A 26,502-nucleotide genomic window follows, 5' to 3' on the forward strand; every position below is an offset into this window, starting at 1 on the left:
ACTATACACTTTCCGTTCTTTGACCACTACACTCAGCTCCTTAGTTCTTTATTCTACCCTTTAACTGAGTGTCTGGCAATTCGGGTAAAAGTCAGACCCCGGAGCCCGGTGGTTTCCCTGCCCGATTCGGGAAGGGCAAAGGGTTAGGACTATAGACATCATGACTTATCCTTCAATCCCTTCCATGAGTGAGCGGAGCTAACTTGATAATCATCAGCTTGCTCATCCACAAAAAGAGCTTGCTGAACGATTGAGCAAGCTCTCTCATCCACAAAACCAGCTTGCTTATCCACAAAAAGAGCTTGCTGAACGACTGAGCGAGCTCGCTCATCCACAAAACCAGCTCGCTTATCCACAAAAAGAGCTTGCTGAACGACTGAGCAAGCTCTCTCATCCACAAAACCAGCTTGCTCATCCACAAAACGAGCTTGCTGAACGACTGAGCGAGCTCTCTCATCCACAAAACCAGCTTGCTTATCCACAAAAAGAGCTTGCTGAACGATTGAGCAAGCTCGCTATCTACTTTGAAAAATCGCTTCGAAGCCTTGTGGTTTCCCCTTTAAGGGGCAAGGGGTCGCACTTCGTCATTTTTCATCCTTTCGTTTGTCCCAACTTTGTTGGGGTGGGAGGCTTATTCACAAAACCAGCTTGCTGATGATTATAAAGTTAAATCCGCAAGAAAGTACGTAAGCATGATAGGGATTCGATCTAGCCTTCTTCCTCTCTCTTCGCTCTCCCCGGCGGTAATCCATCCATGGTTCGCCGGACTTGAACCATCCTGGTTTTGGCCCGAATCGGGGAGAGTAACCACCATTCTCCGCAGCCTAAAGGCTTTTAGACCCCGGAGCCTGGTGGTTTCCCTGCCCGATTCGGGAAGCCAGAGCCAGGATGGCTTAAGCTTGCGGCGTCCAAGGACGGACATCAGCCGCAAAGGGCAAAGGGTTAGGACTATCGACGTCACGACTTATCCTTCAATCCCTACTTCGAAAAATCGCTTCGAAGCCTAACTGCGATCCTTTCGTCCTTTAAAAGGATAACCACCATGCTTCGTCGCAGATAAAACAATGTTTAATCCACTTCAAAGCCTGGTGCTTTCCCCTTTAAGGGGCAAGGGGTTGCATTTCGACATTTGTCATCCTATCGTTTGTCCCAACTTTGTTGGGGTGGGTGGCTTATCCACAAAACCAGCTTGCTGAACGACTGAATGAGCTCAGGAGAGAGCGGGGCCAACTTGATAATCGTCGCCGAACCGACCTGGAGCTCGGAAGCCTGGCCGATCCGGGGGATTGGCCACGCGATTGGATGAACCATACTTTAAAAAGATGAAGCGGAACATCGAGCGGAATCGGTAAGCGGATTTTGGTTCAAAAGAAAATAGGGGGCAATTTTTGCCCCCATCGACGAAAGACACAATGGGTTTCCCCCAAAGAGCGCTTCGGGGAGAACCAGATAAAAGAAGCCGTGAGGCTCCGCTCAGCTTTCGGGTTTGTGATACCCCGCGACAGCGGCGCCGCAGCGGTTACAGGTCTGTTGAAACCAATCGTATGGCGTATGGCAATTCTTGCATGACCAGCGTATTTTCATGAAGTTCAACCAGGATTCGGTGCCTTCTTTCCGGATTTGATCGAGATAAGCCTCGATCTCGGTATGGTAAGGGTAACGCGGGTCGTCTCTGAATTCCATCAGGTCTTTACAGAGATAATCGTCACATTCGATGCAGTAATCATGGCCTTTTTCCTGGGAACACTTTTTGATGGGACAATCATCGCGGCACCACTTGGCCACTTGATTGCTTTTACAGCCGAAACAAGCAACTTCTACGACAGGTGTTCCAAGTTCAGCCGCCAGTTGTTCGATCTGGCCGTTTTGCGTTTTCATAAAGACCGGACAGGCACCGCAATATAAACCGCAATAGCCGTTTTCTTTTCTTTCTTTGCGCTCCATGATACCGCTTTTCTCCTCAGTGTTTTTTATGAAAAATCTTGCTCCGCCTCGATCGAAACACTCCCCGCTAACCGGATATCCCGCGAGGATGCGCCGATCAGGATCTCGAATTCGCCGCTTTCGACGTGCCAGTCGTGGAGCGACGTATTATAGTAAGCGAAGGCATCCCGTTTCAGTTCAAAGTTGACCGTTTGCTCCGCGCCCGGCTCCAGTTCGATTTTGGCGAAGGCCTTCAGTTCTTTGTCGGGGCGCAAGACCTTGCTGGCCACATCCCGGACATAGAGTTGCACGGTTTCCTTGCCCTTCCGCCCGCCGCTATTCTTCACTTTACAGGAGACCGTCACCGTATCGCGCTCGGCGGCGGTGGAAGGCGCGATCTCCAGAGCCGAATAGCCGAATGTGGTATAGGAGAGGCCATGTCCGAAGGGGAAGAGCACCTCTTTTTGATAGGTATCGTAATAGCGGTAGCCGACCATTAAGCCCTCGGCGTACCAGGAGGCGGAACCATTCCCTGGATAGGTGGCGTAGGCCGGAGTATCCTCGATGCGCAGCGGGAACGTCTCGGCGATCTTACCGCTGGGATTGGCCACTCCGAACAGGATCTCCGCCAGGGCGCTGCCGGCCGCTTGCCCGGTATACCAGGCGAAAAGCACGGCTTTCACCGGATGGATCCACGCCGACATATCCACGGCGGCGCCCGCTTGCACGATGACCGCAGTATTCGGGTTTTGACTGGCAATGCGCTGAATCACCATTTCGGTTTCGGGTGAAAGGGTCAGGTAATTCCGGTCGTATTCCTCGGATTCGATGCCGTCCCGGCCCCGGAATTCGGCGCCATTGCGGTTACCGGCAAAGACGATCGCCAGATCGGCCTTGCGCGCGGCGGCCATCGCCAGATTCAGCTGATTGACCTGATAGTTGGCAGCGGACAACACCGGGAAATAATTAATTTCTACCGCATCTCCGGCCAGTGCTTTGATCTGCTCCAACGGGATGTCGACCAACAGCGGGTTTACATAGGAGCTGCCGCCGCCTTCGAAGGCCGGTTTTTCGGCCAAGCCGCCGATGATCACGACCTTTTGAGCGCGATCGCGCCGGATCGGCAGTAGGTCATCCTCGTTCTTCAATAAGGTAATTGCCTCAATCGCTCCGGCCTTCGCCAAAGCATGATGGCGCTGGAGGTCGTATTGCTTCGCCCGTCCTTCCCGGGTTCCGGCGGCGCGGAAGATGAGCTTCAACAAGCGTTCCAACGCTTCATCGATCGTAGCGTCACTGATGGCGCCCTTTTCGTAGGCTTCGCGAAGGTTCGCGGCGCTATCGGGGGTAAAGGGCATCTCCAGTTCCAGGCTGGCGCCAAGCGACTTGGCCCGGTCATGCACGGCCCACCAGTCGGAGACCACGATTCCTTCGAACCCCCACTCCCGGCGGAGCAGTTCATCGAGCAAGAAGCGGTTTTCACTGCAATAGATGCCGTTCAAACGGTTATAGGCGCACATTACGGTCCACGGTTGAGATCTTTTGACGGCGATCTCAAAAGGCTTGAAGTAGATCTCCCGCAGCGTCCGGATATCGACTTCGCTGCTGATCTGGAAGCGGTCGAACTCCTGGTTGTTGGTGGCGAAATGCTTGAGAGAGGTTCCCACGCCTTGGCTCTGCACACCGTCGATGTATGCCGCCGCCAACTCGCCCGCGAGCAGCGGGTCCTCCGAATAATACTCGAAATTGCGGCCGCAGAGCGGAGTCCGCTTGATGTTGGTACCCGGTCCCAACAGAATGTCCACTCCCATCGCGCCGCATTCCTCGCCCAGCGCTTGGCCGACCTGGCGCACCAATTCCGGATTCCAGGTGGCCGACATCGCCGCCGAAGTCGGGAAACAGACGGCCTGGAGCGTGGTCTCGGCACCCGTCTCATCCTTCACCACTTTGCGTAAGCCGTGCGGTCCATCCGACATGACGACCGACGGAATCCCCAACCGTTCCACGGGCACGGTCCGCCAATTATCCAGGCCGGTGAGGATCGCGAATTTTTCTTCCAGACTCAGCTTGGCAATGATCTCTTTGAGTTCCATGTCAACACCTCATAACTTGTTTCATACTGAATGGGAAAATCCTAGGCAGATTATACCTCAGCAGCACGGACAATTCCGGCCAAAATTCACCTGGGAATGGACAGTTTTTGCTCTTTGCAATATAATTGAGTTACGTGACGGGCAGCCGGTGACGTGGCGGACTTGGTTGCTCGGGGCCGTTCTTTGGCCGGCGCTTCCGGAAAGGGTTTCGGCGGCATTTACGGCCAGAATTATATTCTTCGGGGCATACGACCGGATTGGGGAGGGCGAAGTACAGCGATGAACGCGTTTCTGGAGACAAGAAGCTACAGCTCAGACTTTGCGGTCAGCGCGTTTTATGCCGCCAACAATAATTTTCTGGCTCACTGGCATCTTGAAGTGGAAATGATGCTGGTTTGTTCGGGAAACATCCGGATTGGGATCAATAAGGAAGCGCGGGTCCTGCACCAAGGCGAAATGGCCCTCTTCCGGAGCACGGATATCCACTATTACGATAGCCGGGATTTACACTCGCGGATTATCGTCTTGATCTTCCGTCCCGAATTGATCGGGAGCCCCGGAGGCTGGCCGGAGAACCGGCAATTCGACCCCGCTTTCATCGATCAGGCGGTTCTCGCTGAGCTTGCTGAACCGATCCGGAACGGGATCACGGCTTTATTCGAAGAGATCGTCGCCGAGTTGGAAACGAGAAGTCCGCATTACCGCCTTTATGTCAGCGGTAAAATTGCTCAACTCTGCGCTCTGATACTGCGCCATTTTCCCACCCGCCCCGTGACATCCCCCAGGAACGAAGCCAAAAAGCCGGATATCCTGCGAGTGCAGAAGGTGATTCAACATTTGGAGACCCATTATATGGAGGAGATCTCCCTGGCCGGAATCGCCCGGATGTCCGGTCTCAGTCCGTATTATTTCTCACGGCTGTTCGCGAAATTCACCGGGATCACCTTCAAGGAGTATCTCACCCGGATTCGGGTCCAAAAAGCGGAGCAACTGATTCAGACCGGTCAGAAATCGATGATTGACACCGCTTTTGACTGCGGATTCAATAGCGTCCGGACTTTCAACCGCGCTTTCCGGACGGTCAAAGGGTATCCACCGTCACGGATCGGGTAAAGTCCGGCTCCGGCTCTTTCGCTACGACTCCGATGGTTCAATCCGTCGGAAGGAATTTTTAGAAAACCGCGATGCGTTAACGCGTTTTCTAAAATTATCATTCATCCATGGAACCGCCGGACCAATCGGAAAAGAGCCATCCCTAAAACTTATTGTTCCATTGAGCAGGAGGTCCATTGCGGACAGCGAAAATCATTAGGCGGGAAATCCAGTGAGTCCGGGGGAAACTTTTGTTGAAGAGAGAAGTTGTGCTGCTAGTCATCCTGGTGGCATTCATCACTGTCTATGCCAATCTGGAGGTTCATCGGGAGATCGTGGATTTGACGGTGGACCGTTATCAGAATATTTATCTCAAAGGCACGGCAAAATGGGGGCTTGGCGCCTATCAGTTTGTGACGATGTTAAAACCGGACGCCAAATTGAGTTGGACCCGGCGTTCCAGCGATATTTACCTGGGAAAAGACGAACATGGGATCGTCACTATGGTCCAGCGGCAAGAGAATGGCCTGTTACTGCAGCAGTACAACCGGGAAGGGAAGCCCTCCGTGAGCCAAGCCTTGTCGCTTCCCAAAGCGTGGACCGTGGCCGGGGTGCGCGGGACTCCGCAGCAGGGTTTTACCATCCTTTCCAAACAAAGCGATCCGGCAGTGCCGGTTGGTGACACCGGGCGGCAACGCTCGCGAAAACTGGTCCGGCATCTTTGGTACTCGCTCTCCGAGCACGATCGGGCCGGAACGCTTCAGCGGCGTCGGGCGGTCGGGGTGATCCGCTTGGATACGCCGGCCGGCAAAGTCTCTTTGAGCGGCCAGGCGCTGGATGAGGCCGGACATTTGTATGTGCTGGGGCATCGGGTGCAAAGGGAGCGGTTCGAGTTGCAATTCTACCCATCGAACGCCCGGGACGGATTCAAGCGGCCGCTGACGATAGGTTCCGCAGCTGAGAATTGGGTGGCCGGGAATCTGGCCCTTGACAGCCGGGGCCGTATCTATTTGCTGGGTTCCTCCGCCAATGCCTCAGGAAACGGAGCGGCCGTTCCCGCTGTGTTGGGTATTTATCAACCAGCGGATGAACGGTTGGAGGTACGCCGCTTTCAGATTCCGGGCGCTCAGCGCATCGGGAGGGTTGCGGTGTCGCCGGCGGACCGCCTCTATATCTCGGGAGTCGTTCCAAGCCCCGCTCCGGGAACGAAGCGCGGAGTGACTGGCTTGATCTTACAGAGCACGCCCGATGGGGCGGACCGGATCCAGAAACTAGCCATTGCCTCGAGCAGTTGGCAGGGGCTGTTCACGGTTGATGGCCAGGAATGCGTTTATCTGGCCGGCGGAGAGGGACGCGGATTTTTCCTCGCCAAATACGACCCGGCGCAACGCCGGATATGGCATAAGCAGTATCTGAACAGCTCATGGCTGCCGAATGTTCCCATCGCGCTATTGGTCCTGGCCATCGTATTCGGACCTTTGCTGCAAGGCCGCGAACGGAAAACCCGGGCATTGGGGGCTTGACCGGACCGGTTTATTTTTTGAGCGTTTCAAAAATCGAAGGAGTGGAGAGCATGAAAGTCGTTGTGATCGGCTGTACCCACGCCGGGACCGCCGCGATTTTGAACCTGAAGCAAGCGGATCCCGCGATTGAAATCACGGTTTATGAAAGAAACAGCACCATCTCATTTCTCTCCTGTGGCATCGCCCTCTATGTCGGGGGAGTGATCCGGGACCCGCAGGGGCTTTTTTATTCTTCGCCGCAGAAAATGGCGGAGCTGGGCGTGGTTACCAAAATGCGGCATGACGTGACGGAGGCCGATCTCGCGGCCAAACGGCTCAAAGTGCGCGATCTGGACTCCGGAAACGAATTTGAGGATCGCTATGACAAGCTGATCATTACCACCGGTTCGTGGCCGGTGGTTCCGGAGTTGCCCGGAATTAAGCTGGAGAATATTTTACTCTCCAAGAATTACGAGCATTCCAAGGCCATTGTGGAAAAGGCCAAAACCGCCCGGCGAATCACGGTGGTGGGGGCGGGATATATCGGCGTTGAATTGGTCGAGGCTTTTCGCGCTCAGGGCAAGGAGGTCACCCTGATCGACAGCGCCGGCCGGATCCTCGCGAAGTATCTGGATCAACACTTTACCGACCTGGCCGAGCAGGCTCTACGGGAGCACGGCGTCCGCCTGGCTCTGGGAGAAGCCATTACCGGCTTTGCCGGCCAATCGGGCAAGGTGACGGCGGTCCTGACCGAGCGGGGGCGGCACGAAACCGATCTGGCCATTCTGTGCATTGGGTTCCGGCCCAATACCAGGCTGTTCCGGGAGCAGTTGACGATGCTGCCCAACGGCGCCATCGTGGTCGATGAGTACATGCGGACCAGCCAGCCGGATGTTTTCGCCGCGGGCGACTGCTGCGCGGTGCGGTTCAACCCCACCGGCCAACCGGAGTATATTCCGCTCGCTACCAATGCGGTGCGCATGGGAACCCTGGCGGCCCGGAACTTGATAAGCCCGGCCGTGCGCTACCTCGGCACCCAAGGAACCTCGGGCATCAAGATCTACGACTACAATATCGCGGCCACCGGATTGACCGAAGAGAGCGCCGGAGCTTTGGGGCTGGATGTCCAAGCGTCGTTGATCGTTGAGAATTATCGCCCCGAATTTATGCCGGACTATGAGGCAGTCCATTTGAAAGTGGTTTACGAGCGCGTTTCGCGCCGGATCCTCGGCGCTCAGCTGCTTTCCAAGGCCGAGCTGACCCAGTCGATCAATACCTTGTCGGTTTGCATTCAAGCCCAAATGACCCTGGATGAATTGGCCTTCGTGGACTTCTTCTTCCAGCCGCATTACAATAAGCCGTGGAACTTTTTAAACTCCGTGGCGCTTCAGGCCCCTCGGTCGTAGGCCGTTAATTGGTCCCGAAAGCAGCCGGAGCGCCGTCATGCTCCCGCGGCCCGCGCCAACCCGTGAAACGACGGGAAGCCGGGTGTCCCAAAAATCTTTCCCGGGAAGGAAAGGGGATTCGGGATGAACGCGGAATGTTCCGCTATAAAGGTCGAATTAAATTCTAAAGAAGCATCATGTCCCGTAAGCCTTCCATGATGGAATCATGAAGGAATTTCATTCAACTGATTACCGCAGTAATAGGATGAAATAAATTTCGCTTTGTTTTTATTTGCATTCGGCTTTACTATGCAAACCTTAGTTTAAGAACTTTATTTCATCCTATATTGAAAGGAGCCCTGTGCTTTGCACCTGATTAAAACCGATTTTGGCGGTAAGCTGGGAAGTTTTTCCCTGGACTATCTGGGCGGCCACCCGGGCATGGATATTGTGATATTAAATGCCACGGTCGTGTTATATGAGAAAGGAATGCACATTCTGACGACGCTGAGCCGGGACAATGCTTTTCTGGAATGGCGGCAGATCAGGAGGATCCGCTTCTCCGGAGGCCGGGACTGGTTCTGCGAAGTGGAGCACGATGACGGCCTGATCCGGCTGCAGAATACCGACCGCTCCATCAGCCCCGAAAACTTCTTGAATATTATCCGCCAGATCCGGCCCGACCTTCCGGTGGAATGGGCTAAGGCCGATCCGTCCAATGTGTTTGACCTCGCGGCGAAGCGGCGGGAGAAAGAAAGCCGCGAACAGGAGCAACGGGTTCGCGCCTTCCTTGCGGCTTTGGAGAGCGACGATGACGATGAGATCCTGAGTGTCTGGAAGGAACGGTTCGAGTCCGAGCTGGTCTTGCCTTTCGCGGTCGAGATCCTTTCTGAAGGGGATTCGTCAACAGGAGATTCGGCAACGGGTCCGGCAGCGAAGGTCATCGGCTGGGACGGAATCGACGAGCTTTATGGGATCATGGCCGTGGTCCGGCGCGGCCGCAAAAAATATGTCCTGCCCCTCTCCGAACTGGAACCGGTCGATAAAGATGGCGATCATTATCAGTTGATTGAGGATTACATCTATTGGCTTGGCGGACGTTAGTCTCCGGCGGTTCGGCTCCGAAACACCAGACGAGGCGGGAATGCGGGAATACTGTATGGTCGACCTGTTGACAATGGAATACGCCGCGGCTGAGATCACGTGGCGACGGAAGGAGATCGCCCGTCGCCTCATCGGCACTTCGGCCAATATCAAAGATCATACCATCAACCGGATCGCTCCCGCCGATCTGGAGTTGCTGTTCGGCCTCTATGACGAATTATTTTTGGCGGGTTGGTTTCGGCATTGTTTCGCCGGAACGTTGGGTTTTTCGCTCTCCTCCCGCCTGACCAAGAGCGCGGGCAAGACTCTCTGTCCGAAGGATATCGCGCAACGGAAGCCGTCCGAGATTCGCATCGAGATCCGGATCGGAGTCAACTTTTTCTTGCAATACCACGCCGTCAAAAATCCCAAACCGGTATGCGGCATCGCCACCGCCGACAGCCTGGAAGCGTTGCAACTTGTCCTTGAGCACGAGATTTGCCATGTGATCGAATTTCTCCACTTTCATGCCTCCAATTGCAGCGCCGCCCGTTTCAAACGCCTGGCCGGCCGGCTGTTCGGCCACACCGAAAGCTATCATAAGCTGCCCACCGCGCAGCAAATCGCGCGCCAGAAATACGGCCTCCGGATTGGTGACGCCGTATCGTTCCGCTTTGAGGACACGGTTCTCCATGGCCGGGTGTACCGGTTGAATCAGCGGGCCACAGTGATGGTCCGGGACCGCTTTGGCCACTATACTGACGGAAACGGCCGCCGTTACACCAAATATTACGTCCCTCTGGAATTGCTGCAGAAGTAAGGATTTTCTCCTTTTTAACACCATTTTAAAAGCCATGTGATAAAGTCTTTCGAAACGGAAGTCAGCTTGCAAAAAGATTTAAAACGACTTTATCACTTGCTTTTCTGAGCTTTTGTGTTCACCCCGACCTTGGGGCAGGGTTTATCACAACGCTTCTAAATGCCTACCCGCTGAAAAAGAGTCAAAAATTGAAGAAGCATCTTTCGTAATTATGAACCACGGTCTTGGGGATTCTTTTACACAACCATTTGCCTTTTTAATACAAAATTGGTAATATAGAATAAAAGCCAATGGTAAATTAAGTATGGGTTCATAGTTCGATGAATAGCATCAATTTTTGAAATGATATCTGTTTCGAAAGGAAGTGATCAGGGTGCTGCAATATATGGAAAACTATATCATAAAATCGAAGGAACGTTGCCGTGAAAGGGGGTTAGATCCAAATAGCATACCGACTCTTGAAGTTTTTGATCCCAATGTGCTGGACATCATTTTAAATGACTATCAAGAGATTTTATCGGTTGTAAATTTTTTTGTGAATAAGGTTCTTTTAACTATGAACGGAACTCCGATTGTGATGTTTGTGACCGATGCGAACGGTACGATCCTGGAATATACCGGAGATGAAACGGTGAAGAGCATGATGCAGCAATTGGGTTTCCGTCCGGGAGTCCGTTTCACCGAGGAATGCAACGGAACCAATGCAGTATCCCTTGCCCTTCGACACAAATGCCCCATCAAATTAGTCGGAATGGATCATTATCACGAATTTGTGCGGCGCTCCGCTTGTTTTACCATTCCGTTCCGGAACGATTTGGGAACGATTCTCGGTACGATAACCATTATGACCTCCAGTGAACAGTCCCATGATCTCTTCATTACCTTATTGGGAACGGTGGTTGACTCCGTCGAGCGAGAGCTGCTATTACGGCAGCAGAATAAGAAACTGAAATTGCTGAATCAGATCATCAGCGACACCACCAGAATCGGGATTGTATTGACCGATGTGGACGGCAGAATCACCGAATTCAACAATTATGCGGAAAAACTCACGCGGCTCAGCCGGATCAATCTTTTGGGAAAGCCGGTTCAAGAATTGAAGTATCTCGGCAACTTTATCGCTCAAATCCTGACAACCTGTGAAAAGAAAGAAGATACCGAGTTTGTGATCGAAGATTCGGAAAATTCCGTCAAGACAGTCTGTCTGTTTAACGGAATGCCCGTTTATGACGAACGAAATGGATTAATCGGAGCCCTGGGAAAGTTTCACGACGCCACGGATGCCATATAGCAGAGAAGCTTGATTGACGGGGATAGCGGGAGAAATGAGGTTCGGAATAAAATCGCGGTGAATTAAATTCGGAAACGAGGGAGCAAAACGGTGAAAACGATCGCTGCATTGTTGGTAGAACATTTGCGGAAATTCGGAATTCATCATGTTTTCGGCATTCCTGGAAGAGCGGTGGAGCCGCTGGTCGGCGAATTCGACAAGCAGGGGGTCCAGTTTGTCCTTTGCCGTCATGAAACCGGGGCGGGTTTTGCGGCATCCGGATATGCACTGACGAATCGGCGCCTTGGCGTGGCCGTCAGTGCGGCGGGTCCGGGAGGCATGAATATGTTGACCGCTGCCGCGCAAGCCCAAATTATGAATCTACCCGTTTTATTCATTACGGGGCACCCGGCCCTGGCGGAGATGAGAAGAACGTTTGGGCTGGATGCTTCTTATCTTGAGGGAAATCTGGTTAAAATGTTTGAGCCGGTGACCATGTTCAGCGCCAGGGTTGAACGGGGAGAACTTTTTCCGTTGTATTTCAAACATGCCTTGGAAAAGACGCTCCTGGGAGGGGGCGGTCCGGTCCACCTGAATATCCCCACGGATGTTCTCACCGAGACAGTCGCAGATTTTGAAATTGATTTTCCCTCGTTTCCCCCCAATGTTTCGGTGGGGATCGAAAAGATTGTTCCGATGCTGATGGAGGCGAGAACTCCAGTGCTTTTTCTCGGCAAAGGAGTCAATATCGCCGGCGCCTATGAGGAGGTTCAGATCCTGGCGCAGCGCCTCAATATTCCGGTTATTACCTCGCCCGGAGGAAAAGGAGCGTTTCCCAACCGCGATATTCATTATTTAGGAACGTTTGGGCTGGGCGGTACCGAACAGGCCACCGCCATTTTCCGGGATGGGATCGATCTGATGATTATTGTTGGCGACAGCGTTTCCGACATGTCGGCCTCGGCAATGACTCCCAATATCTACCCCAAGCAAGTAATTCATTTTGACTATGACGCCACCTTTGTGGGGAAGGCTCTTCCGGTGCCCACCATACCGGTGATTGGCGATATTAAGGAGAATTTGCGAAGGCTCCTCGACAAAGTGGAGCCGGAGGAGAGCTTCCATCTGAAGCTGCGAAGCATGAGGCTGTCTTCCAACACCGAGGAAACCGATCAAGAGTCCAGCTTGCTGACGGCAGCCAAGACGTTTAAAATTTTGCGCCAGCATCTTCCGGCCGATACAGTCGCTTTTGGAGATGCAGGCAGCAATACGTTTTATGCGGTGAAATATTTCGATATACTGGAGCCCGGGACCTTTCATTTTGATGAGAACTTTATAACCATGGGCCATGGCATCGGATTTTCCATTGGCGCCAAGTTTGCGAATCCGGCGAAAAAAGTCCTGTGCATCACCGGCGACGGCTGTACGTTTATGCATGGCACGGAAATTTCGACAGCCGTATGCAACAATCTGTCCATCATCTTTGTGGTGATTAATAACGGACGGCTCGATATGCCGGAAAAGGCCATGAAATATCTGGTGGGGCATGTCGTCGGCGCCGTCTTTGAGAAGCCGCTGGATGTCACCATGTTTGCCCGTTCGTTAGGCGCCTTTGCTATCTGCTGCAAAAATGAGCGGGAGTTGGAAGCGGGAATCAAGTCCGCCCTCGAACATGAGGGCCCCGTAGTTTTGGAAGCCGTGGTCGATCCGGAAGAAATTCCGCCGACATTGAGCAGAGAACGAAATTAGCAGGACAAACTCCAGCAACGACTTTTTAGAAGCCATGTGATAAAGTCTCTCGAAACGGAAATCAGCTCATAAAAAGATTTAAAACGACTTTATCACTTGCTTCAGGCAATCGCTGTGACCCTTCCGGCTTTTAGCCGGGTTTATCACAGCTCTTTTAGAAAAGGGCAGGATCGATTGGGCATGAGAGGGGTCCGAGTTGAGTCCGGAACAAGAACAGCCATGACCCTCGGATTGCGGGCACCAGGAGTATAGGGAAGAATCGTCGCATTCGTTTGGTTTCTGGTAGGGTTTGACGATTGTGAGGGTATCATGATGCCAACTGGTTCGAAATCTGGCATGAGCGTTGCCGAAGAGAACGCTTTATTTTACTCCATTTTTTGTCATAGTTCGGACGGGATGGCTTTCATCGGTCCGGATCTTAAGATCCGTTATGCAAACGACCAATTTGCCCAACAACTTCGAATATCGTCTGAGGCCTTGCTCGGCTATTCGGAACAGCCCCTTCCGGGGTGGTCCCCACAAATGTCCGCGATGTATGAGGAAGTCCGGAATACCGGAAAACCTTTCCGGGGTGAATCCGTCCCGTTCCAGTTTGAAAAGCAGCCGGAGCGGGGCATCACCTATTGGGATTTTACGCTGGCTCCGGTAAACGGCAAGAATGGAACATTCTTGGGATGGGTGTTAATCCACCGGGAAACCACCGAAAAAATAATGCTGGAGAAGGAAAAGGCGATTTTAATCGACAAGCTTCAGCAGGAGCGCGACCAATTGGAAGCGGTTATTGAAAGCATGCAGGAAGGGGTCATTTTATCCGACCCCAAAGGAAGCATTGTGAAATCCAACAGCGCCGCCAGGCAAATGTTGGGTTCCGATGATTCCAAAGACGGCCCCAACCATCTTACCCAATTCTTATTCGATTCGCAACTGCATGTTTTTGACGGCGCTTTCCGTTCGTTCGAGGAAAAGCCCTTCAGCCGGGTTTTCCTCGGCGAAACCGTTCTTCGGCAGACGAGTACCGGCAACATTCGTTATATCAGTTATAATAAAACTTTAGTCATGAATTCGGATGGTACACCGACCCTCACTGTATTGATGTGCCGTGACATCACCTATCGGGAACAGTTGATCCGAAGATTGGAGCAAGAGCAGGCTCGGTTGCAGGCAATTTTGGAACAGATGCCTTCGGGAGTCATCATTGTTGAAGCTCCGTCAGGAAAGGTCATATCAGCGAATAAACGCTATGGCGAGATCCTGTGCCTTTCCTTCTTTCCGCTGGAATTGAGCGAGCTGTACCATGCGATAAAGTGTTTCCGCGGCGACGGACGGCCCTTTTCCCAAGAGGAACGGCCATTATTCCGGTCCCTGCAATATGGAGAAATTGTTTCCAACGAAGAGATCATTGTGCAACGGGCCGACGGCAGCTTCGGAGTGATCCTGGAAAGTTCGGCCCCGGTTTTGGACCGGGAGGATAAGATTGTCGCAGCGGTACTCGTGCTTACGGAGATTACCAATTTGAAAGAGGCGATGACCAAGGCGGCGCTCGCCAATCAGTTGCAGCAAATTATCGAGTTTTTACCGGACGGAACCTTCGTGGTCGATAAGGACCGCAAAGTAATTGCCTGGAACCGCGCCAATGAACTGTTGACCGGGGCGTTTAAGGCAGAGATCCTTGGCCAGGAGGCTTATGCGAATACCACGGTCTGTCCCGAGCAATTGAGAATGATCGATATTGTATTGGACGGCGCCTCTGAGAACATTGAAGCGGAGTTTGACAAGAACGGCGATGTCTTGGCGCGGCAAGTTTTATTGCCGTCGCTCAACCAAAGGAGCAACGTTTATCTGGAGCTCAAGGCCACGCCCTTGCGGAACGAGTATGGGGATACGCTGGGGGTCATTGAGACGATTCGCGATATCACCCGGCAAAAGGAGTTGGAGGCGGAGACCATCCGGATGCAAAAGATTGAGTCGGTCGGAATTCTGGCGGGCGGTATCGCGCATGATTTCAATAATTATTTGGCAGCCATTCTTTCCAATATTCAGCTGGCCGGATTGCGGTTTGAGAATGGCCGGGACATCCGGCCGCTATTGGCGACAGTGGAGGGACTGGTTTCCAAAGCAACCGGATTAACCAAGCAGTTGCTGGCTTTTTCCAAAGGCGGCATCCCGATTAAAAAAATCACTTCCTTGAAGGAGCTGGTTCTGGATACCGTCGAGTTTGTTTTGCGGGGCTCCAGGGTTTCCTGTTATTGCGTTATTCCGGAGGAGCTTCGTCAAGCCGAGGTGGACCCCGGCCAGATTACCCAGGTACTGACCAATCTGTTGATCAATGCCTCCCAGGCCATGCCGGAGGGCGGGAACATCACGGTCCGCTGCGAGAATACGCCCTGGGATTCGATGGATAGCTTACCCATCAAGCCGGGAGAGTACGTCAAAGTATCGGTGATCGATCAAGGACCGGGGATTCCCCAAGAGAATCTGGCCAAGATCTTTGACCCTTATTTCACCACCAAAAAACAGGGAAACGGGCTTGGCCTGGCGGTCTGCTACAGTATCATCAACAATCACGGCGGCTATATCGGTGTGGAATCCAAGGCCGGGTCGGGTTCGACTTTTTATTTTTACTTGCCGGCCATCAGCGAGTTGGATGCCGCCACGGAAGCAGTGCGGGATGAAGATTTGGACGAAGCCGAGGAACATGGCAAGATCCTGATCATGGATGATGAAAAGAATATCACGATTCCAGTGAGCCAGATTCTGCAACGGGTGGGCTACGAAGTGGATCTGGCCAGCGACGGCGCAGAGGCGATTACCAAGTACATCAAGGCGCAAACCGAGGGAGAACCTTATGACGCGGTGATTCTGGATTTGACCGTTCCGGGAGGGATGAACGGCAAACGAACGATCGAACAATTGCTCAAGATCAGTCCGAATGTGCGGGCCATTGTTTGCAGCGGATATTCCGAAGACCCGGTGTTGGCCCATTATAAGGATTTCAATTTTCGGGACGTCGTGCTCAAACCCTATAAGGTGGAAGAATTGCGCCGAGTCTTATACAGGGTATTGCATGAATAATCCTTTGCTTGTCTGGAGTATTGTGTGCCACATATATAGCTCCTGATAATGCCGATTATCTCCTCAGGAGAACTCTCCACGATGCTTGGTCATCCCCCCCGCTATTCTAATATATCAGTCCATCCACCCTCATGTCAGGTATGGTCTTTGGTCCAACTAGGATATTCTTCATCCTTGTTAGGATGAAAGCCATCCTTGTAAGGGATGCCTCGATCCTTTCAAAGGATCTTGCGATCCTTGTTAGGTATGCTGCGATCCGTGTAAGGGATGATCTTCATCCTTGTAAGGGATCCCACGATCCTTTCATAGGATCCTGCGATCCTTTCTTCCCGAAGGTTCATCCTAGCATCCCCGAGCCTTCGGGAACCTTCTTCAAGGTTTCGGGATAAAGGACCAAGGTTCGGGGAAGCAAGACGAATCCTTCGGGATAAAGGACCAAAGCTTCGGGAAGCAGGACCAAGGCTTGGGGAAAGAAGACCGAAACGCGAAGAAGCTTCCTCAAAGCCCGGGGCAGCCGGATGAAACCTCGCGCACCAATTCAGCCGGTATTCCCGGGGCGGCAATCGTTTAGGGAAAGTTTATAATTCCAGGGAGGATTGGGGAAAAAACGGAGAGAATATTATGTGAATAGAAGGAGGGGTTACAGCGGTGAGCAGTACAATGACGAAACGTTTGCCGAAACGGGCGGAAATCCCCGTACAGTTCCAATGGAAGCTGGCGGAGATTTATCCGTCCAATGAGGCTTGGGAGGCGGATTTCGCCCGTTTAAAGGATATCATTGGCGGAACCGGTGAACAGGCGGCGAGATTTCTCGATTCAGCCGCCAATTTGTTGGCTTTTTTGCAGGCCAAGGACAATCTGGGAAGGCTGGTCGACAAGCTGTTCGTATTTGCCCGCATGCATAAGGATGAAAATAACGCGGATCCCGGTTACCAGGCGATGACCAGCCGGATACAGACCCTGGCCACCGAGGCCGGCAGCGCGCTGTCGTTCCTGGTACCGGCGCTGGTAGAATTTCCGGCGGAGCAGCTCCATGCATACTTGGAGCAAGAACCGGGACTTCGGGTTTACGAACGGTTTTTTGCGGAAATCGAACGCCAGAAACGGCATGTATTGTCGGCGCCCGAGGAAAAGCTCCTGGCGGAGAGCGGCGAAGTGGCCGACGCCGCCGGCGCAATCTTCGGCATGCTGGACAATGCCGACTTGAAGTTCCCCAACATCACCGATGAGAACGGCGAAGCAGTCGAGCTGACCAAGGGGCGTTACTCCCGTTTCCTGGAGAGCAAGGACCGCCGCGTCCGGCAGGAAGCGTTTACAACGCTCTATGACACCTACTCCAAATTTCGAAATACCTTCGGCGCTACCTTGAATGCTTCCGTCAAGAGCGACGTTTTTTATGCCAAAGTCCGCCGTTTTGACTCGGCGCTCCAAGCCTCACTGGATGATGATAATATTCCGGCTTCAGTCTACGACCGTTTAATCGAGACCGTCCACGAATACCTTCCGGAACTCCGGCGCTATCTGCGGTTGCGCCAAAAGATGCTAAACCTGCCGGAGCTGCACATGTATGATCTCTATACGCCGCTGATCCCGGAATACCAGCGGACCGTCGATTACGATCAGGCAAAAGAGATGGTTTTGGCAGGACTTCGGCCGATGGGGGACGAATACTTATCGTTGGTGAAAATGGGCTTGGAAAACGGTTGGATCGACGTTTGCGAGAATGAGGGCAAGACCAGCGGAGCCTATGCCTGGGGTGCTTACGACACCCATCCTTACATTCTCCTGAATTTTCAGGGCAAGATTCATGATGTGTTTACTATAGCCCATGAGATGGGGCACGCGCTGCATAGTTATTTCTCCAACCGCAATCAGCCCTATATTTATTCCGGATATAAAATTTTCGTGGCGGAAGTCGCCTCAACCGTCAATGAAGCCTTATTAATGGAACATCTGGTCCAGCAAAGCACCGACCCCAAGGAAAAACAATATTTAATCAATCAGCGGCTGGAACAGTTCCGGACCACGGTCTTCCGGCAGACGATGTTCGCCGAGTTTGAGAAGCTGATCCATCAAGAGGTGGAAGCAGGCGGCGCATTGACTGCCGAGTGGTTTACCGAGCGGTATCTCCAATTGAACCAGCAATATTATCAGCCGGAAACCGTGGTGGATCCGCCGGTGGGACTGGAGTGGGCCCGGATTCCCCATTTTTATTCGGCGTATTATGTCTATAAATACGCCACCGGGTTCTCGGCAGCCACAGCGCTTTCCCAGTTGATCCTGAAAGAAGGCCCGCCGGCCAGGGAACGTTATGTGGAATTTCTGAAGAGCGGCGACTCGGATTTCCCGCTGAATCTGCTACGGAAAGCCGGCGTGGATATGGAATCCCCCGCGCCAGTCCGGGCGGCGCTGGAGGTGTTTAAAGAGTCCATCACCGAGCTGAGTTCTTTAACCGGAGTCGCGCTGGACTGAACGGACGGCGCCGTTTCCGGAAAAGTGGCCGATAATTTGGAGAATGGAGAATTCAGCACCGCTAATCATTGCCGCTGGATTCTCCTAAAAATATTGGACGACACTCCGTTGGTTTTTGTAACGAATGATGATTCTTTGACACAAAAATTTTGCAACGATAGATAAGGTGATGCTCAGTGTGGAAACGATTACGAAATCTTTTAATCACCGGGTTTCTCGTTCTGTTACCGGTGATTGTAACCATCGAGTTATTAATCTGGGGTTTTTTTCAGCTGGATTCAATTCTAGGGGTCGTCTTCAAAAAAATTTTTCAGCAATCGTACAGGACGGGCATCGGTCTGGCCGCTTTGTTATTCCTGGTGCTGGCAACCGGGTTGTTGGCCCGGAATTATCTTGGCAAACGTTTGATCGAATTCGCCGAGCGGTTCGTAAAGAAAATCCCCATTCTCAATTCCATTTACGGAACCACCAAGCAGATCACCGAGGGTTTTAGCCGGACTGACAAAAATGTCTTTCGACAAGTGGTCCTGGTGGAGTATCCCCGGAAAGGGCTATACAGCCCCGGTTTTTTGACGGGTGATGCTTTGACCGCAGCCAGCGAGAAGCTTGGCACGCGCTTGGTGAATGTATTCGTCCCGACCGTGCCCAATCCCACGACCGGCTTTTTAATCTTTGTTCCCGAAGAGCAACTCATCTATCTTGATATCAGTGTCGAAGATGGATTCAAATTGCTTCTTTCCGCCGGAGTCATCAAGCCGAATTGAATTCTGCCAGCCCAGGATGGGCTTTTTTCATGCGGGCTAAACTTTTTGGCGGTTAAAACCGATAAGATATACAACCTGATATATTGTCTTTTATAAATATCATACGATCAATGGAGTGAGAAGTTTGAATTTAGGTACAATTGTCGGACTGGTAGTGGCGATAATCTGTATTTTTGCCGCGGCTTTGGTGGAAGCGGGCCATGAAGGGCCGGCGGCGATGGTGCGTTTGCTCAATTTCCCGGGCGCTCTGATTGTCTTCGGCGGAACAATCGGCGCGACGATGACCTGCTTTAGCCTGAAAGACTTCCTCAAGGTGGGCCAGTATCTGGGAGTCGCTTTTAAAGAGACCAAGACCGAGGCTCCGGGATTAATCGCCCAGATGGTCCAGTTTGCCGAAGTCGCCCGAAAAGAAGGCCTGCTCAAGTTGGAAGAGTTGGTTTCCACCGTGGAAAATACTTTTTTGCGCAAAGGGATCCAGTTGATCGTGGACGGCACCGACCCCGCCGTTACCCGCGAGATTTTGGAGAACGAAGTCAATTGCATGGAGGAACGGCATAAAGTGGGAGTGCAGCTTTTCCAGCAAGCGGGAGGGTTTGCGCCCACCATGGGGATGATCGGGACGGTCATGGGGCTGGTCAATGTTTTAGCGAATCTGAATGACACCGCAAGCCTGGGGCCGGCAATCTCCACTGCCTTTATCGCCACCTTTTACGGCGTATTTACCGCTAATATTCTCTGGCTTCCCTTGGCCACCAAATTAAAGGCCCTCAACAAACAAGAGGTTGAAATCTGTCAGATTATTATCGAGGGGGTATCCTCCATCCAAGCGGGCGATCACCCGCGGGTGATCAATGATAAACTGGTGGCGTTTCTCTCCCCCTCCAAACGAGAACTCCCGCAAGTCGAAGCGGCCGGCGGAGCTGTCGGAGTTGACAACGGATGAAGAAGAAGCATGAGGAAGAACATGAGAATGTCGAACGCTGGCTATTGACCTACTCGGACCTGATTACGTTGATGATGGCGTTTTTCGTGATCCTATTCGCCATGGCCCAAGTGGATGCCGCCAAATTTAAGACATTGTCGCAGTCTCTCTCGATGGCCTTCGGAGCCCATGGCGGGAGCGGCGGCACCAACATGTTGACCAATTTTCAAGGTGCCAGAGTTGCTCCCCCGAGCATTTCGGTGATGTCCGAGGACAGCCAGTTCAACGATGTGATGAAATTGATCCGCGAATATACCAATCAGGCGGGAATCTCCAAATCGGTCCAAGCCTCGATCCAGGAACGGGGTTTGGTGCTCAACCTGGCGGATACGGTCTTGTTCGAATCGGGAAAGGCCGACCTGTCGCCACACGCTCAGGAAATCTTGGATCATTTGGCGGAGATTATTTTTTCCACCGGAAGGATGATCCGGGTCGAAGGGCATACGGACAATGTTCCGATTAACACGGCCCGTTACCGTTCCAACTGGCAATTGTCCACCGATCGCGCCACCAATGTCATCATGTACTGGATCTCCAAGTATCCCGATGCGGGCCCCCGGCTTTCCGCGGGAGGGTATGGCGAATTTCGGCCGATTGCCACCAATCAAACGGCGGAAGGCAGGACGAAAAACCGCCGCGTCGAGATTGTATTGCTACGGCAAGAGACTGCCGATAAGGAACCGGGAGCGAAACCGGCTGAAGCGCCGGCGCGTTAACGTTTCATTACACTTCGATTTTGACAGGAAAATAGGGGTGGCCAAAAAAGGAATTTCGGTTTATTTCACGAATTTTAGAATATATTTGATTCGAGTTCCTAGTAGGCCAATCCAAATGGTCGGGTATACGATACCAGTTGGGCGGGTTTCGGGGGTTGGAATCAGTTGACAGGTAAGTTCCTGTGCAAAATCGTTTATGCTATTTAAAGAAAATTCTTTAAATAACAGTATATTAAGCCGAAAGTGGTGAAGAACATGAAAGAGAAGGTAACCGAGGCTTTGGATAAGATCCGTCCCTCGCTCCAAGCCGACGGCGGAGATGTGGAGCTCGTGGATGTACAGCAAGATGGGGTTGTCAAAGTCCGTTTGAAAGGCGCCTGCGCCGGTTGTCCGATGTCGCAGATGACGTTGAAAAACGGGATTGAACGGTATCTCAAACAAACCGTCCCCGAAGTACAGAGCGTTGAATCGGTCTGAGACGAAAATCCCCAACCACCGTTGGGGATTTTGTTTCAAATAAAGCGGAATCAAAACATTTTCAAGAGATCGTTTTTTTTACAGGAGGGTTTAAGCCGCGGAAAGCGAAAAAGATAACGGCATAAGCGTCAAACATACCGGGGTGAATCCGAATATGAGCAGGGGTTCAAAACGCTTCTGGATGATCATGATCCTAACCGTTATGGTAATCGTCTTCGGAACGGGTACCATTTTGGCGGAACCTCCGGCCATCATCGACAGCTTTCGATCCGCTTTAAAAAACCGTGATATTCAAGGTTTTCGCAGCCTCATTGCACCCGATGGTCTCGTGCTGGTGCGTAGTTATAATCGCCATGACCAAGGGCGCGGCGCCGATGTTCTCTTCAGCATCGCCACCCTTCCCGCAAACTTCCAAGTGCCGGTCGCCAACGACTTTCCTTTTGACTTGCAATATCTGTTCGGTTGGACGATCCGGAGTAAATCACTGGTATCGCTCAGCGCCTCCTTTTCCAGTGATGCGCTGGCGGAACGCTCGGTTCCGGCGGTTCGTCATTTCGCGCGCCAGATTGTAGACCGGGCGAACCAGGCCAATCTCAGCTTTGTGCCAACAGTGGTACGGTTAGCGGACGATTGGGTCATTCTAAGCGAAGCGTCCTCGAAACAAGGCTTGCTATCCGGCGCTTTGGCCGTGTTCCAAAAAAACGGACCGGAATACCGTTTGAAAATGGTCGTTGATCTCCGCTGATTCAAAGCGTTGTAATGAACCCTGTCCGAAGGTCAGGGTGAACCCAAAAGCTCAGAGCAGCAAGGGATAAAGTCGTTTTAAAACCCTCTTGCAGGTCGAAGTGATTGGAAAGCGGCTTCATCCCATGGCTTTTAAACCAATCCCGGAAATTCCTGCTGCCGGAGGGCTTCAAACAGGATGATCGCCACCGAATTGGCCAGATTTAAGGAACGCGCATCGGGAACCATCGGAATCCGGATGTTGTGGTCAGGCTCGCGGGAGAGAATCTCCGGCGGCAAGCCGCGGGTCTCCGGTCCGAAGACCAATGAATCGTCTTTGGCAAACCGGATTTGCTGATAATGCCGGCCCCCTTTGGTGGAAGCGTAAAAAAGGCGTTGGTTGGGAAATTGATCAAGATAACTCTGAAAATTGAGATGGCGTTGGATGGGGACCAGTTCCCAATAGTCCAATCCGGCCCGTTTCAGGCGTTGATCATCCCAAAAGAATCCCAATGGTTCGATGAGGTGGAGCTCCGTTCCGGCGGCCGCGCAGAGCCGGGCAATATTTCCGGTGTTTTGAGGGATCTCCGGTTGATAAAGGACGATATGCATCGTAGTAACCTCCGGGCGGTTGATTGAACGGTCACCCTGGAAATGGCGCGTTTTTTAAAAGCGTTGTGATAAACCCTGTCCGAAGGCCAGGGTGAACACAAAAGCTCAGAAAAGCAAGTGATAAAGTCGATTTTTAATCCATTGAAAGGATGATTTCCGAATTTGAGGACTTTATCACATGGCTTTTAAGCCTGTTGCCGGAATCCGCGGGCAAACCGTTCAAAGTGTGATACAATATGGGTAATATTATAGCATAGATCGGAAAGGTTGGAAGACGGCTGGAGCCGTTTTCTTTTCATGGAGAGGCGTCATGGATTACCAAACAGCGTTGAATTTCATTCAAGAATGCACCAAGTTCGGGATCAAGCTGGGCCTGGAGCGGATCGGCGAGATTCTGCGGCGAATGGGCCATCCTGAGGAGCGGTTTCGCGCGATCCATATTGCCGGGACCAATGGCAAGGGGTCTACAGCGGTCATGTACGAGGCATTGTTACGGGAGGCCGGCTTCAGGGTTGGCCGCTTCACCTCGCCGCATCTTAGCACCTATCGGGAGCGTTTTGTGGTCGATGGAGAGCTGATCGGCCAATCGGAGCTGGCGCAGCTCGTAACCGAGCTCCAACCGGTGCTGGCTGCGGTTACGGCCGATGGGTTCGGGAGCCCTACGGAGTTTGAGGTCGGCACGGCGTTGGCCATGCAGTTTTTCGCCCGGCATAAAGTGGACCTGGCGGTGATCGAAGTCGGAATGGGGGGGCGGTTTGACGCTACCAACATCATCAAACCGTTATTCAGCGTGATTACCCATATTGCCTTGGACCACCAGCAATACCTGGGGGACACCCTGGAGAAGATCGCTTTTGAAAAAGCCGGGATTATCAAACCCGGAATTCCAGTGGTCATCGGGCGGCAGGAGCCGGCCATCGAACGTTATCTGATGGAGATCGCCGAGTCGCGGCGGAGCCCTTACCGTACGGCGTCAGCGGTGCAAGTGCGCAGGTTTACGCCAGGCGAGGCAGGCACGGCCGTGGAATACGCTCATCCCCGGCTGGGCGATCTCCGGCTGCAATTGGGCCTGATCGGACGGCACCAGGTGGATAACAGTCTCAATGTACTGGCGGGGCTGGATTTCTTGGAGACGGCCGGGATTGCGACAAGCCCGGAACTGCTCCGGTCAAGCCTGGCCAAGGTCCGCTGGCCCAGCCGGTTCGAGCGGATCGAGGCGGTCGCTCCGCAAAAGTTCTATCTGGACGGCGCCCATAATCCGGATGGCGTTGCGGCACTGGTCGAAACTTTACAGGCCTTATACCCCGGTGAACGAGTGACGCTGTTGATCGGGATCCTGAATAACCGGCCGCTTCCCGAGCTCGCGGCGCTCTTCGCTCAAGTGGCGGCCAATGTCGTCACCACGACGGTGCCCGATCCCAAAAGCGCCGATCCGGAAGAACTGGCGGAGCTCTTTCGCGGGTTGGGCATCGCCAGCGTGGCGGAACCCGATCCCCGGCGGGCGCTTGAGCAAGTCCGGGGTTCCGGATCGGGAATCGTGGTCGCCAGCGGTTCGTTGTACCTTACCGGACTATTACGGTCCATTCTATTGAATATGGGTGATGCAATTGATGAAACGTTTAACAGTGGTCGGCGGAGCGTTCGGGAGCGGCAAAACTGAGTTCGCCATCGCGTATGCCCGGAGTTTGGCGGCGGAGGCCGTTCATCCGGTGGGCCTGGTGGATCTGGATATCGTCAATCCTTATTTTCGCTCGCGCGATGTCGCCAAGGACCTGGCCGAAGCGGGGCTGGAAGTGATCTCCACCGCTCCGGGACTGGAATACGCCGATCTGCCGGCGCTTTCGCCGCAAATCTATACGATGCTTCAAGACCGGCGGGTGACGACGGTCTTCGATGTCGGCGGAGACCCGGTCGGAGCGCGGGCCTTAGGCCGTTTTTACCCTTATTTTAGTCAAGAGGATTATGATTTCTGGGTCGTGATCAATCCGTACCGTCCCGACACCCGGGATGTGGACGAGGCGGAGCGGTTGATCGCGGGGTTGGAGGCGGCCAGCCGTCTTCGCGTCACCGGCTTGGTCGGCAACATCAACCTTGGCCGGGAGACCACCATGGCGATCTGGCGCAACGGTCTCCCGCTGATCGAAGAGTTGGCGTCCCGCCGTAACTTGCCGCTGCGCTTTCACATGGTGGAAGAGGGGTTTTACGCTGCGAACCGGGAAGGGCTGGCGGAATATCCGGTCTTTCCGGTACGTTTGCGGATGCTCCCGCCGTGGCTGCAGGATTAACCGTTCCGCGTCGGAACCGTTGCGCCGCGAATTCCGTTTCGAATAATGTGTGACAAATTAGTGCTTCCGATTGCAAAGCCGTGGAAAAAGTTTTATGATAGAAGATAATGCATGTCCCCTTGATAATTTTTTTCATTCGGTGCTGGGGAGCGTGCCGTTTTATTTGCTTATTTCTGATGATTAAGGAGGCAAGGATCTTGGCTCAAGTCACATTCAATGAGGAACGGTGTAAAGGTTGCGAGTTATGCGTCAGCGTTTGCCCGAAAAAGATCTTGCGCATGGCGGATCGTTTTAATTCCAAAGGATATCGGCCGGCCGAAATCAGCGATCAGTCCCAATGCATCGGGTGCACCTTTTGCGCCCGGATGTGTCCCGACGTTGTGATCGAAGTTTATAAATAAGGAGGCTACTTGAGGTGGCAGAACGTGTAATGATGAAAGGAAACGAAGCCATCGCCGAAGGCGCCATCCGGGCGGGTTGCCGCTGTTTTTTCGGTTACCCGATCACTCCTCAGAATGAGGTTCCCGAGTATATGTCGCGCCGGATGCCGGAGGTCGGTGGGGTCTTTATCCAGGCCGAGAGTGAAGTCAGCGCCATTAATATGGTCTATGGGGCGGCCGGCGCCGGAGTGCGGGCCATGACCTCATCCTCCAGCCCGGGCGTCAGCTTGAAGATGGAGGGCATCTCCTATATCGCCGGCGCGGAGTTACCGTGCGTGATCGTGAATGTGGCGCGCGGCGGACCGGGCTTGGGCGGACTGACCCCGTCCCAGGCCGATTATTTCCAGGCGACGAAGGGCGGCGGTCATGGCGATTATCGTTTGATCGTCTTTGCGCCGGCCTCGGTTCAGGAGATTATCGATCTGATGTTTGAAGCCTTCGTCACCGCCGATAAATACCGTAATCCGGCCATGGTTTTGGCCGACGGATTACTGGGGCAGATGATGGAACCGGTGGTCATGAAGGAACTGGCCGATCTGAAGATGCCGCCCAAGCCTTGGGCGACCACCGGCATGGTCGAGCGGGCGCAGAATGTCGTCAACAGTCTCGGACTGGTGGGCGAGGACCTCGAAAAGATTAACCAGCGGTTGCAGCAGAAATACCGCGAGATCGAGGCCAACGAGATCCGCTTCGAGGATGATGGGACCGCCGATGCCGACCTGGTGGTGGTGGCTTATGGCACCTCGGCCCGGATCGCCAAGTCGGCGATTGCCAAGGCCAAGGCGGAAGGGAAGAAAGTCGGCTTGCTGCGGCTGATTACGCTGTGGCCGTTCCCGAAACAGAAAATCGCCGAGCTCGCCAAGGCGGGCAAAGAGTTCCTGGTGATCGAGATGAGCGCCGGACAGATGATCGAGGACGTTCAACTGGCCAGCGGCGGCCAGACGCCGGTTCATTTCTACGGCCGGTTGAATGGCGCGATTCCGACAGTCACCGAAGCGTATCAAGCTATCATGAAGTACATGACCGGCAAGGGGGTGGAGTAAAT

22 protein-coding genes are annotated in these 26,502 nt (G+C 53.2%); 19 read left to right on the plus strand and 3 right to left on the minus strand.

Annotated elements, in window-relative coordinates; genetic code table 11:
- Positions 1–250 precede the first annotated feature (250 nt).
- On the plus strand, positions 251–655 hold the full coding sequence (locus EDC14_RS17840; protein WP_132015672.1) for a hypothetical protein: 405 nt from the start codon (positions 251–253) through the stop codon (positions 653–655).
- A gap of 818 nt (positions 656–1,473) precedes the next feature.
- On the opposite strand, the gene EDC14_RS17845 is transcribed toward EDC14_RS17840, so the two are convergent.
- Positions 1,474–1,944, minus strand: coding sequence for a DUF3795 domain-containing protein (locus EDC14_RS17845; protein ID WP_132015673.1), 471 nt, complete (start codon positions 1,942–1,944; stop codon positions 1,474–1,476).
- Positions 1,945–1,970: 26 nt separating this feature from the next.
- Entirely contained in the window at positions 1,971–4,013 is a 2,043-nt protein-coding gene (locus EDC14_RS17850) for a glycoside hydrolase family 3 C-terminal domain-containing protein (RefSeq protein WP_132015674.1), read from the minus strand.
- A 279-nt stretch (positions 4,014–4,292) separates the two neighbouring features.
- On the opposite strand from EDC14_RS17850, the gene EDC14_RS17855 reads away from it, so the two are divergent.
- From EDC14_RS17855 to EDC14_RS17920, 14 genes are all read left to right on the plus strand, one after another.
- The gene (locus tag EDC14_RS17855) at positions 4,293–5,126 is read left to right on the plus strand and encodes an AraC family transcriptional regulator (RefSeq protein WP_132015675.1); all 834 of its coding nucleotides are present in this window, start codon (positions 4,293–4,295) and stop codon (positions 5,124–5,126) included.
- A 233-nt stretch (positions 5,127–5,359) separates the two neighbouring features.
- Positions 5,360–6,628 (plus strand): hypothetical protein, encoded by a 1,269-nt coding sequence (locus EDC14_RS17860; protein ID WP_132015676.1) that lies wholly within the window; start codon positions 5,360–5,362, stop codon positions 6,626–6,628.
- 50 nt (positions 6,629–6,678) lie between these two features.
- Positions 6,679–8,013, plus strand: a complete 1,335-nt coding sequence (locus EDC14_RS17865; protein ID WP_132015677.1) for an FAD-dependent oxidoreductase — start codon at positions 6,679–6,681, stop codon at positions 8,011–8,013.
- A 345-nt stretch (positions 8,014–8,358) separates the two neighbouring features.
- Positions 8,359–9,096: a calcium-binding protein gene (locus tag EDC14_RS17870; RefSeq protein ID WP_132015678.1), complete on the plus strand. Its 738-nt coding sequence runs from the start codon at positions 8,359–8,361 to the stop codon at positions 9,094–9,096.
- A gap of 40 nt (positions 9,097–9,136) precedes the next feature.
- Positions 9,137–9,895, plus strand: coding sequence for a hypothetical protein (locus EDC14_RS17875; RefSeq protein WP_132015679.1), 759 nt, complete (start codon positions 9,137–9,139; stop codon positions 9,893–9,895).
- Between the two features lie 556 nt (positions 9,896–10,451).
- Positions 10,452–11,186: a PAS domain-containing protein gene (locus tag EDC14_RS17880; protein WP_165908113.1), complete on the plus strand. Its 735-nt coding sequence runs from the start codon at positions 10,452–10,454 to the stop codon at positions 11,184–11,186.
- 90 nt (positions 11,187–11,276) lie between these two features.
- Positions 11,277–12,914 (plus strand): thiamine pyrophosphate-binding protein, encoded by a 1,638-nt coding sequence (locus EDC14_RS17885; protein ID WP_132015681.1) that lies wholly within the window; start codon positions 11,277–11,279, stop codon positions 12,912–12,914.
- A 336-nt stretch (positions 12,915–13,250) separates the two neighbouring features.
- Entirely contained in the window at positions 13,251–15,986 is a 2,736-nt protein-coding gene (locus EDC14_RS17890) for a PAS domain S-box protein (protein ID WP_279388781.1), read from the plus strand.
- Between the two features lie 648 nt (positions 15,987–16,634).
- Entirely contained in the window at positions 16,635–18,458 is a 1,824-nt protein-coding gene (gene pepF, locus EDC14_RS17895; protein ID WP_341540172.1) for an oligoendopeptidase F, read from the plus strand.
- Positions 18,459–18,634: 176 nt separating this feature from the next.
- The gene (locus EDC14_RS17900; protein ID WP_132015683.1) at positions 18,635–19,222 is read left to right on the plus strand and encodes a DUF502 domain-containing protein; all 588 of its coding nucleotides are present in this window, start codon (positions 18,635–18,637) and stop codon (positions 19,220–19,222) included.
- Positions 19,223–19,346: 124 nt separating this feature from the next.
- On the plus strand, positions 19,347–20,165 hold the full coding sequence (locus EDC14_RS17905) for a motility protein A (RefSeq protein WP_132015684.1): 819 nt from the start codon (positions 19,347–19,349) through the stop codon (positions 20,163–20,165).
- Positions 20,162–20,920 carry an OmpA/MotB family protein gene (locus EDC14_RS17910; RefSeq protein WP_132015685.1) on the plus strand — a complete coding sequence of 253 codons (759 nt, stop codon included), beginning with the start codon at positions 20,162–20,164 and terminating at the stop codon, positions 20,918–20,920. Before EDC14_RS17905 ends, EDC14_RS17910 begins: the two co-directional genes overlap by 4 nt.
- Positions 20,921–21,175: 255 nt before the next feature.
- On the plus strand, positions 21,176–21,397 hold the full coding sequence (locus EDC14_RS17915; protein ID WP_132015686.1) for a NifU family protein: 222 nt from the start codon (positions 21,176–21,178) through the stop codon (positions 21,395–21,397).
- 232 nt (positions 21,398–21,629) lie between these two features.
- Positions 21,630–22,142 carry a hypothetical protein gene (locus EDC14_RS17920; protein WP_132015687.1) on the plus strand — a complete coding sequence of 171 codons (513 nt, stop codon included), beginning with the start codon at positions 21,630–21,632 and terminating at the stop codon, positions 22,140–22,142.
- A 131-nt stretch (positions 22,143–22,273) separates the two neighbouring features.
- Here the strand turns inward: EDC14_RS17920 and trmL are convergent, their stop codons facing one another.
- Entirely contained in the window at positions 22,274–22,732 is a 459-nt protein-coding gene (gene trmL / locus EDC14_RS17925) for a tRNA (uridine(34)/cytosine(34)/5-carboxymethylaminomethyluridine(34)-2'-O)-methyltransferase TrmL (RefSeq protein WP_132015688.1), read from the minus strand.
- A gap of 310 nt (positions 22,733–23,042) precedes the next feature.
- Between trmL and EDC14_RS17930 the strand changes: the two genes are divergently transcribed.
- The 4 genes from EDC14_RS17930 (at position 23,043) to EDC14_RS17945 (ending at position 26,500) form a co-directional block, all read left to right on the plus strand.
- A complete protein-coding gene (locus tag EDC14_RS17930; protein ID WP_132015689.1) occupies positions 23,043–24,392 on the plus strand; it encodes a bifunctional folylpolyglutamate synthase/dihydrofolate synthase in 1,350 nt (449 codons plus the stop codon).
- Positions 24,343–25,017 (plus strand): CpaE/TadZ family protein, encoded by a 675-nt coding sequence (locus EDC14_RS17935; RefSeq protein ID WP_132015690.1) that lies wholly within the window; start codon positions 24,343–24,345, stop codon positions 25,015–25,017. The genes EDC14_RS17930 and EDC14_RS17935 overlap by 50 nt, the downstream gene beginning before the upstream one ends.
- Before the next feature lie 197 nt (positions 25,018–25,214).
- Complete coding sequence (locus tag EDC14_RS17940) at positions 25,215–25,418, plus strand: 4Fe-4S binding protein (RefSeq protein WP_132015691.1); 204 nt, start codon at positions 25,215–25,217, stop codon at positions 25,416–25,418.
- 14 nt (positions 25,419–25,432) lie between these two features.
- A complete protein-coding gene (locus EDC14_RS17945; RefSeq protein WP_243663005.1) occupies positions 25,433–26,500 on the plus strand; it encodes a 3-methyl-2-oxobutanoate dehydrogenase subunit VorB in 1,068 nt (355 codons plus the stop codon).
- Positions 26,501–26,502 lie beyond the last annotated feature (2 nt).

The sequence above is a fragment of the Hydrogenispora ethanolica genome (genome assembly GCF_004340685.1).
GTDB classification, from domain to species: Bacteria; Bacillota; UBA4882; order UBA8346; family UBA8346; genus Hydrogenispora; species Hydrogenispora ethanolica.

Excerpts from the sequence above, each read along its gene's own strand:
- EDC14_RS17845 (WP_132015673.1), bottom strand. The coding sequence starts at position 1,944 with ATGGAGCGCAAAGAAAGAAAAGAAAACGGCTATTGCGGTTTATATTGC.
- EDC14_RS17850 (WP_132015674.1), bottom strand. The coding sequence starts at position 4,013 with ATGGAACTCAAAGAGATCATTGCCAAGCTGAGTCTGGAAGAAAAATTC.
- EDC14_RS17855 (WP_132015675.1), top strand. The coding sequence starts at position 4,293 with ATGAACGCGTTTCTGGAGACAAGAAGCTACAGCTCAGACTTTGCGGTC.
- EDC14_RS17865 (WP_132015677.1), top strand. The coding sequence starts at position 6,679 with ATGAAAGTCGTTGTGATCGGCTGTACCCACGCCGGGACCGCCGCGATT.
- EDC14_RS17875 (WP_132015679.1), top strand. The coding sequence starts at position 9,137 with ATGCGGGAATACTGTATGGTCGACCTGTTGACAATGGAATACGCCGCG.
- EDC14_RS17880 (WP_165908113.1), top strand. The coding sequence starts at position 10,452 with ATGAACGGAACTCCGATTGTGATGTTTGTGACCGATGCGAACGGTACG.
- EDC14_RS17890 (WP_279388781.1), top strand. The coding sequence starts at position 13,251 with ATGAGCGTTGCCGAAGAGAACGCTTTATTTTACTCCATTTTTTGTCAT.
- EDC14_RS17910 (WP_132015685.1), top strand. The coding sequence starts at position 20,162 with ATGAAGAAGAAGCATGAGGAAGAACATGAGAATGTCGAACGCTGGCTA.
- EDC14_RS17915 (WP_132015686.1), top strand. The coding sequence starts at position 21,176 with ATGAAAGAGAAGGTAACCGAGGCTTTGGATAAGATCCGTCCCTCGCTC.
- trmL (WP_132015688.1), bottom strand. The coding sequence starts at position 22,732 with ATGCATATCGTCCTTTATCAACCGGAGATCCCTCAAAACACCGGAAAT.
- EDC14_RS17930 (WP_132015689.1), top strand. The coding sequence starts at position 23,043 with ATGGATTACCAAACAGCGTTGAATTTCATTCAAGAATGCACCAAGTTC.
- EDC14_RS17935 (WP_132015690.1), top strand. The coding sequence starts at position 24,343 with ATGAAACGTTTAACAGTGGTCGGCGGAGCGTTCGGGAGCGGCAAAACT.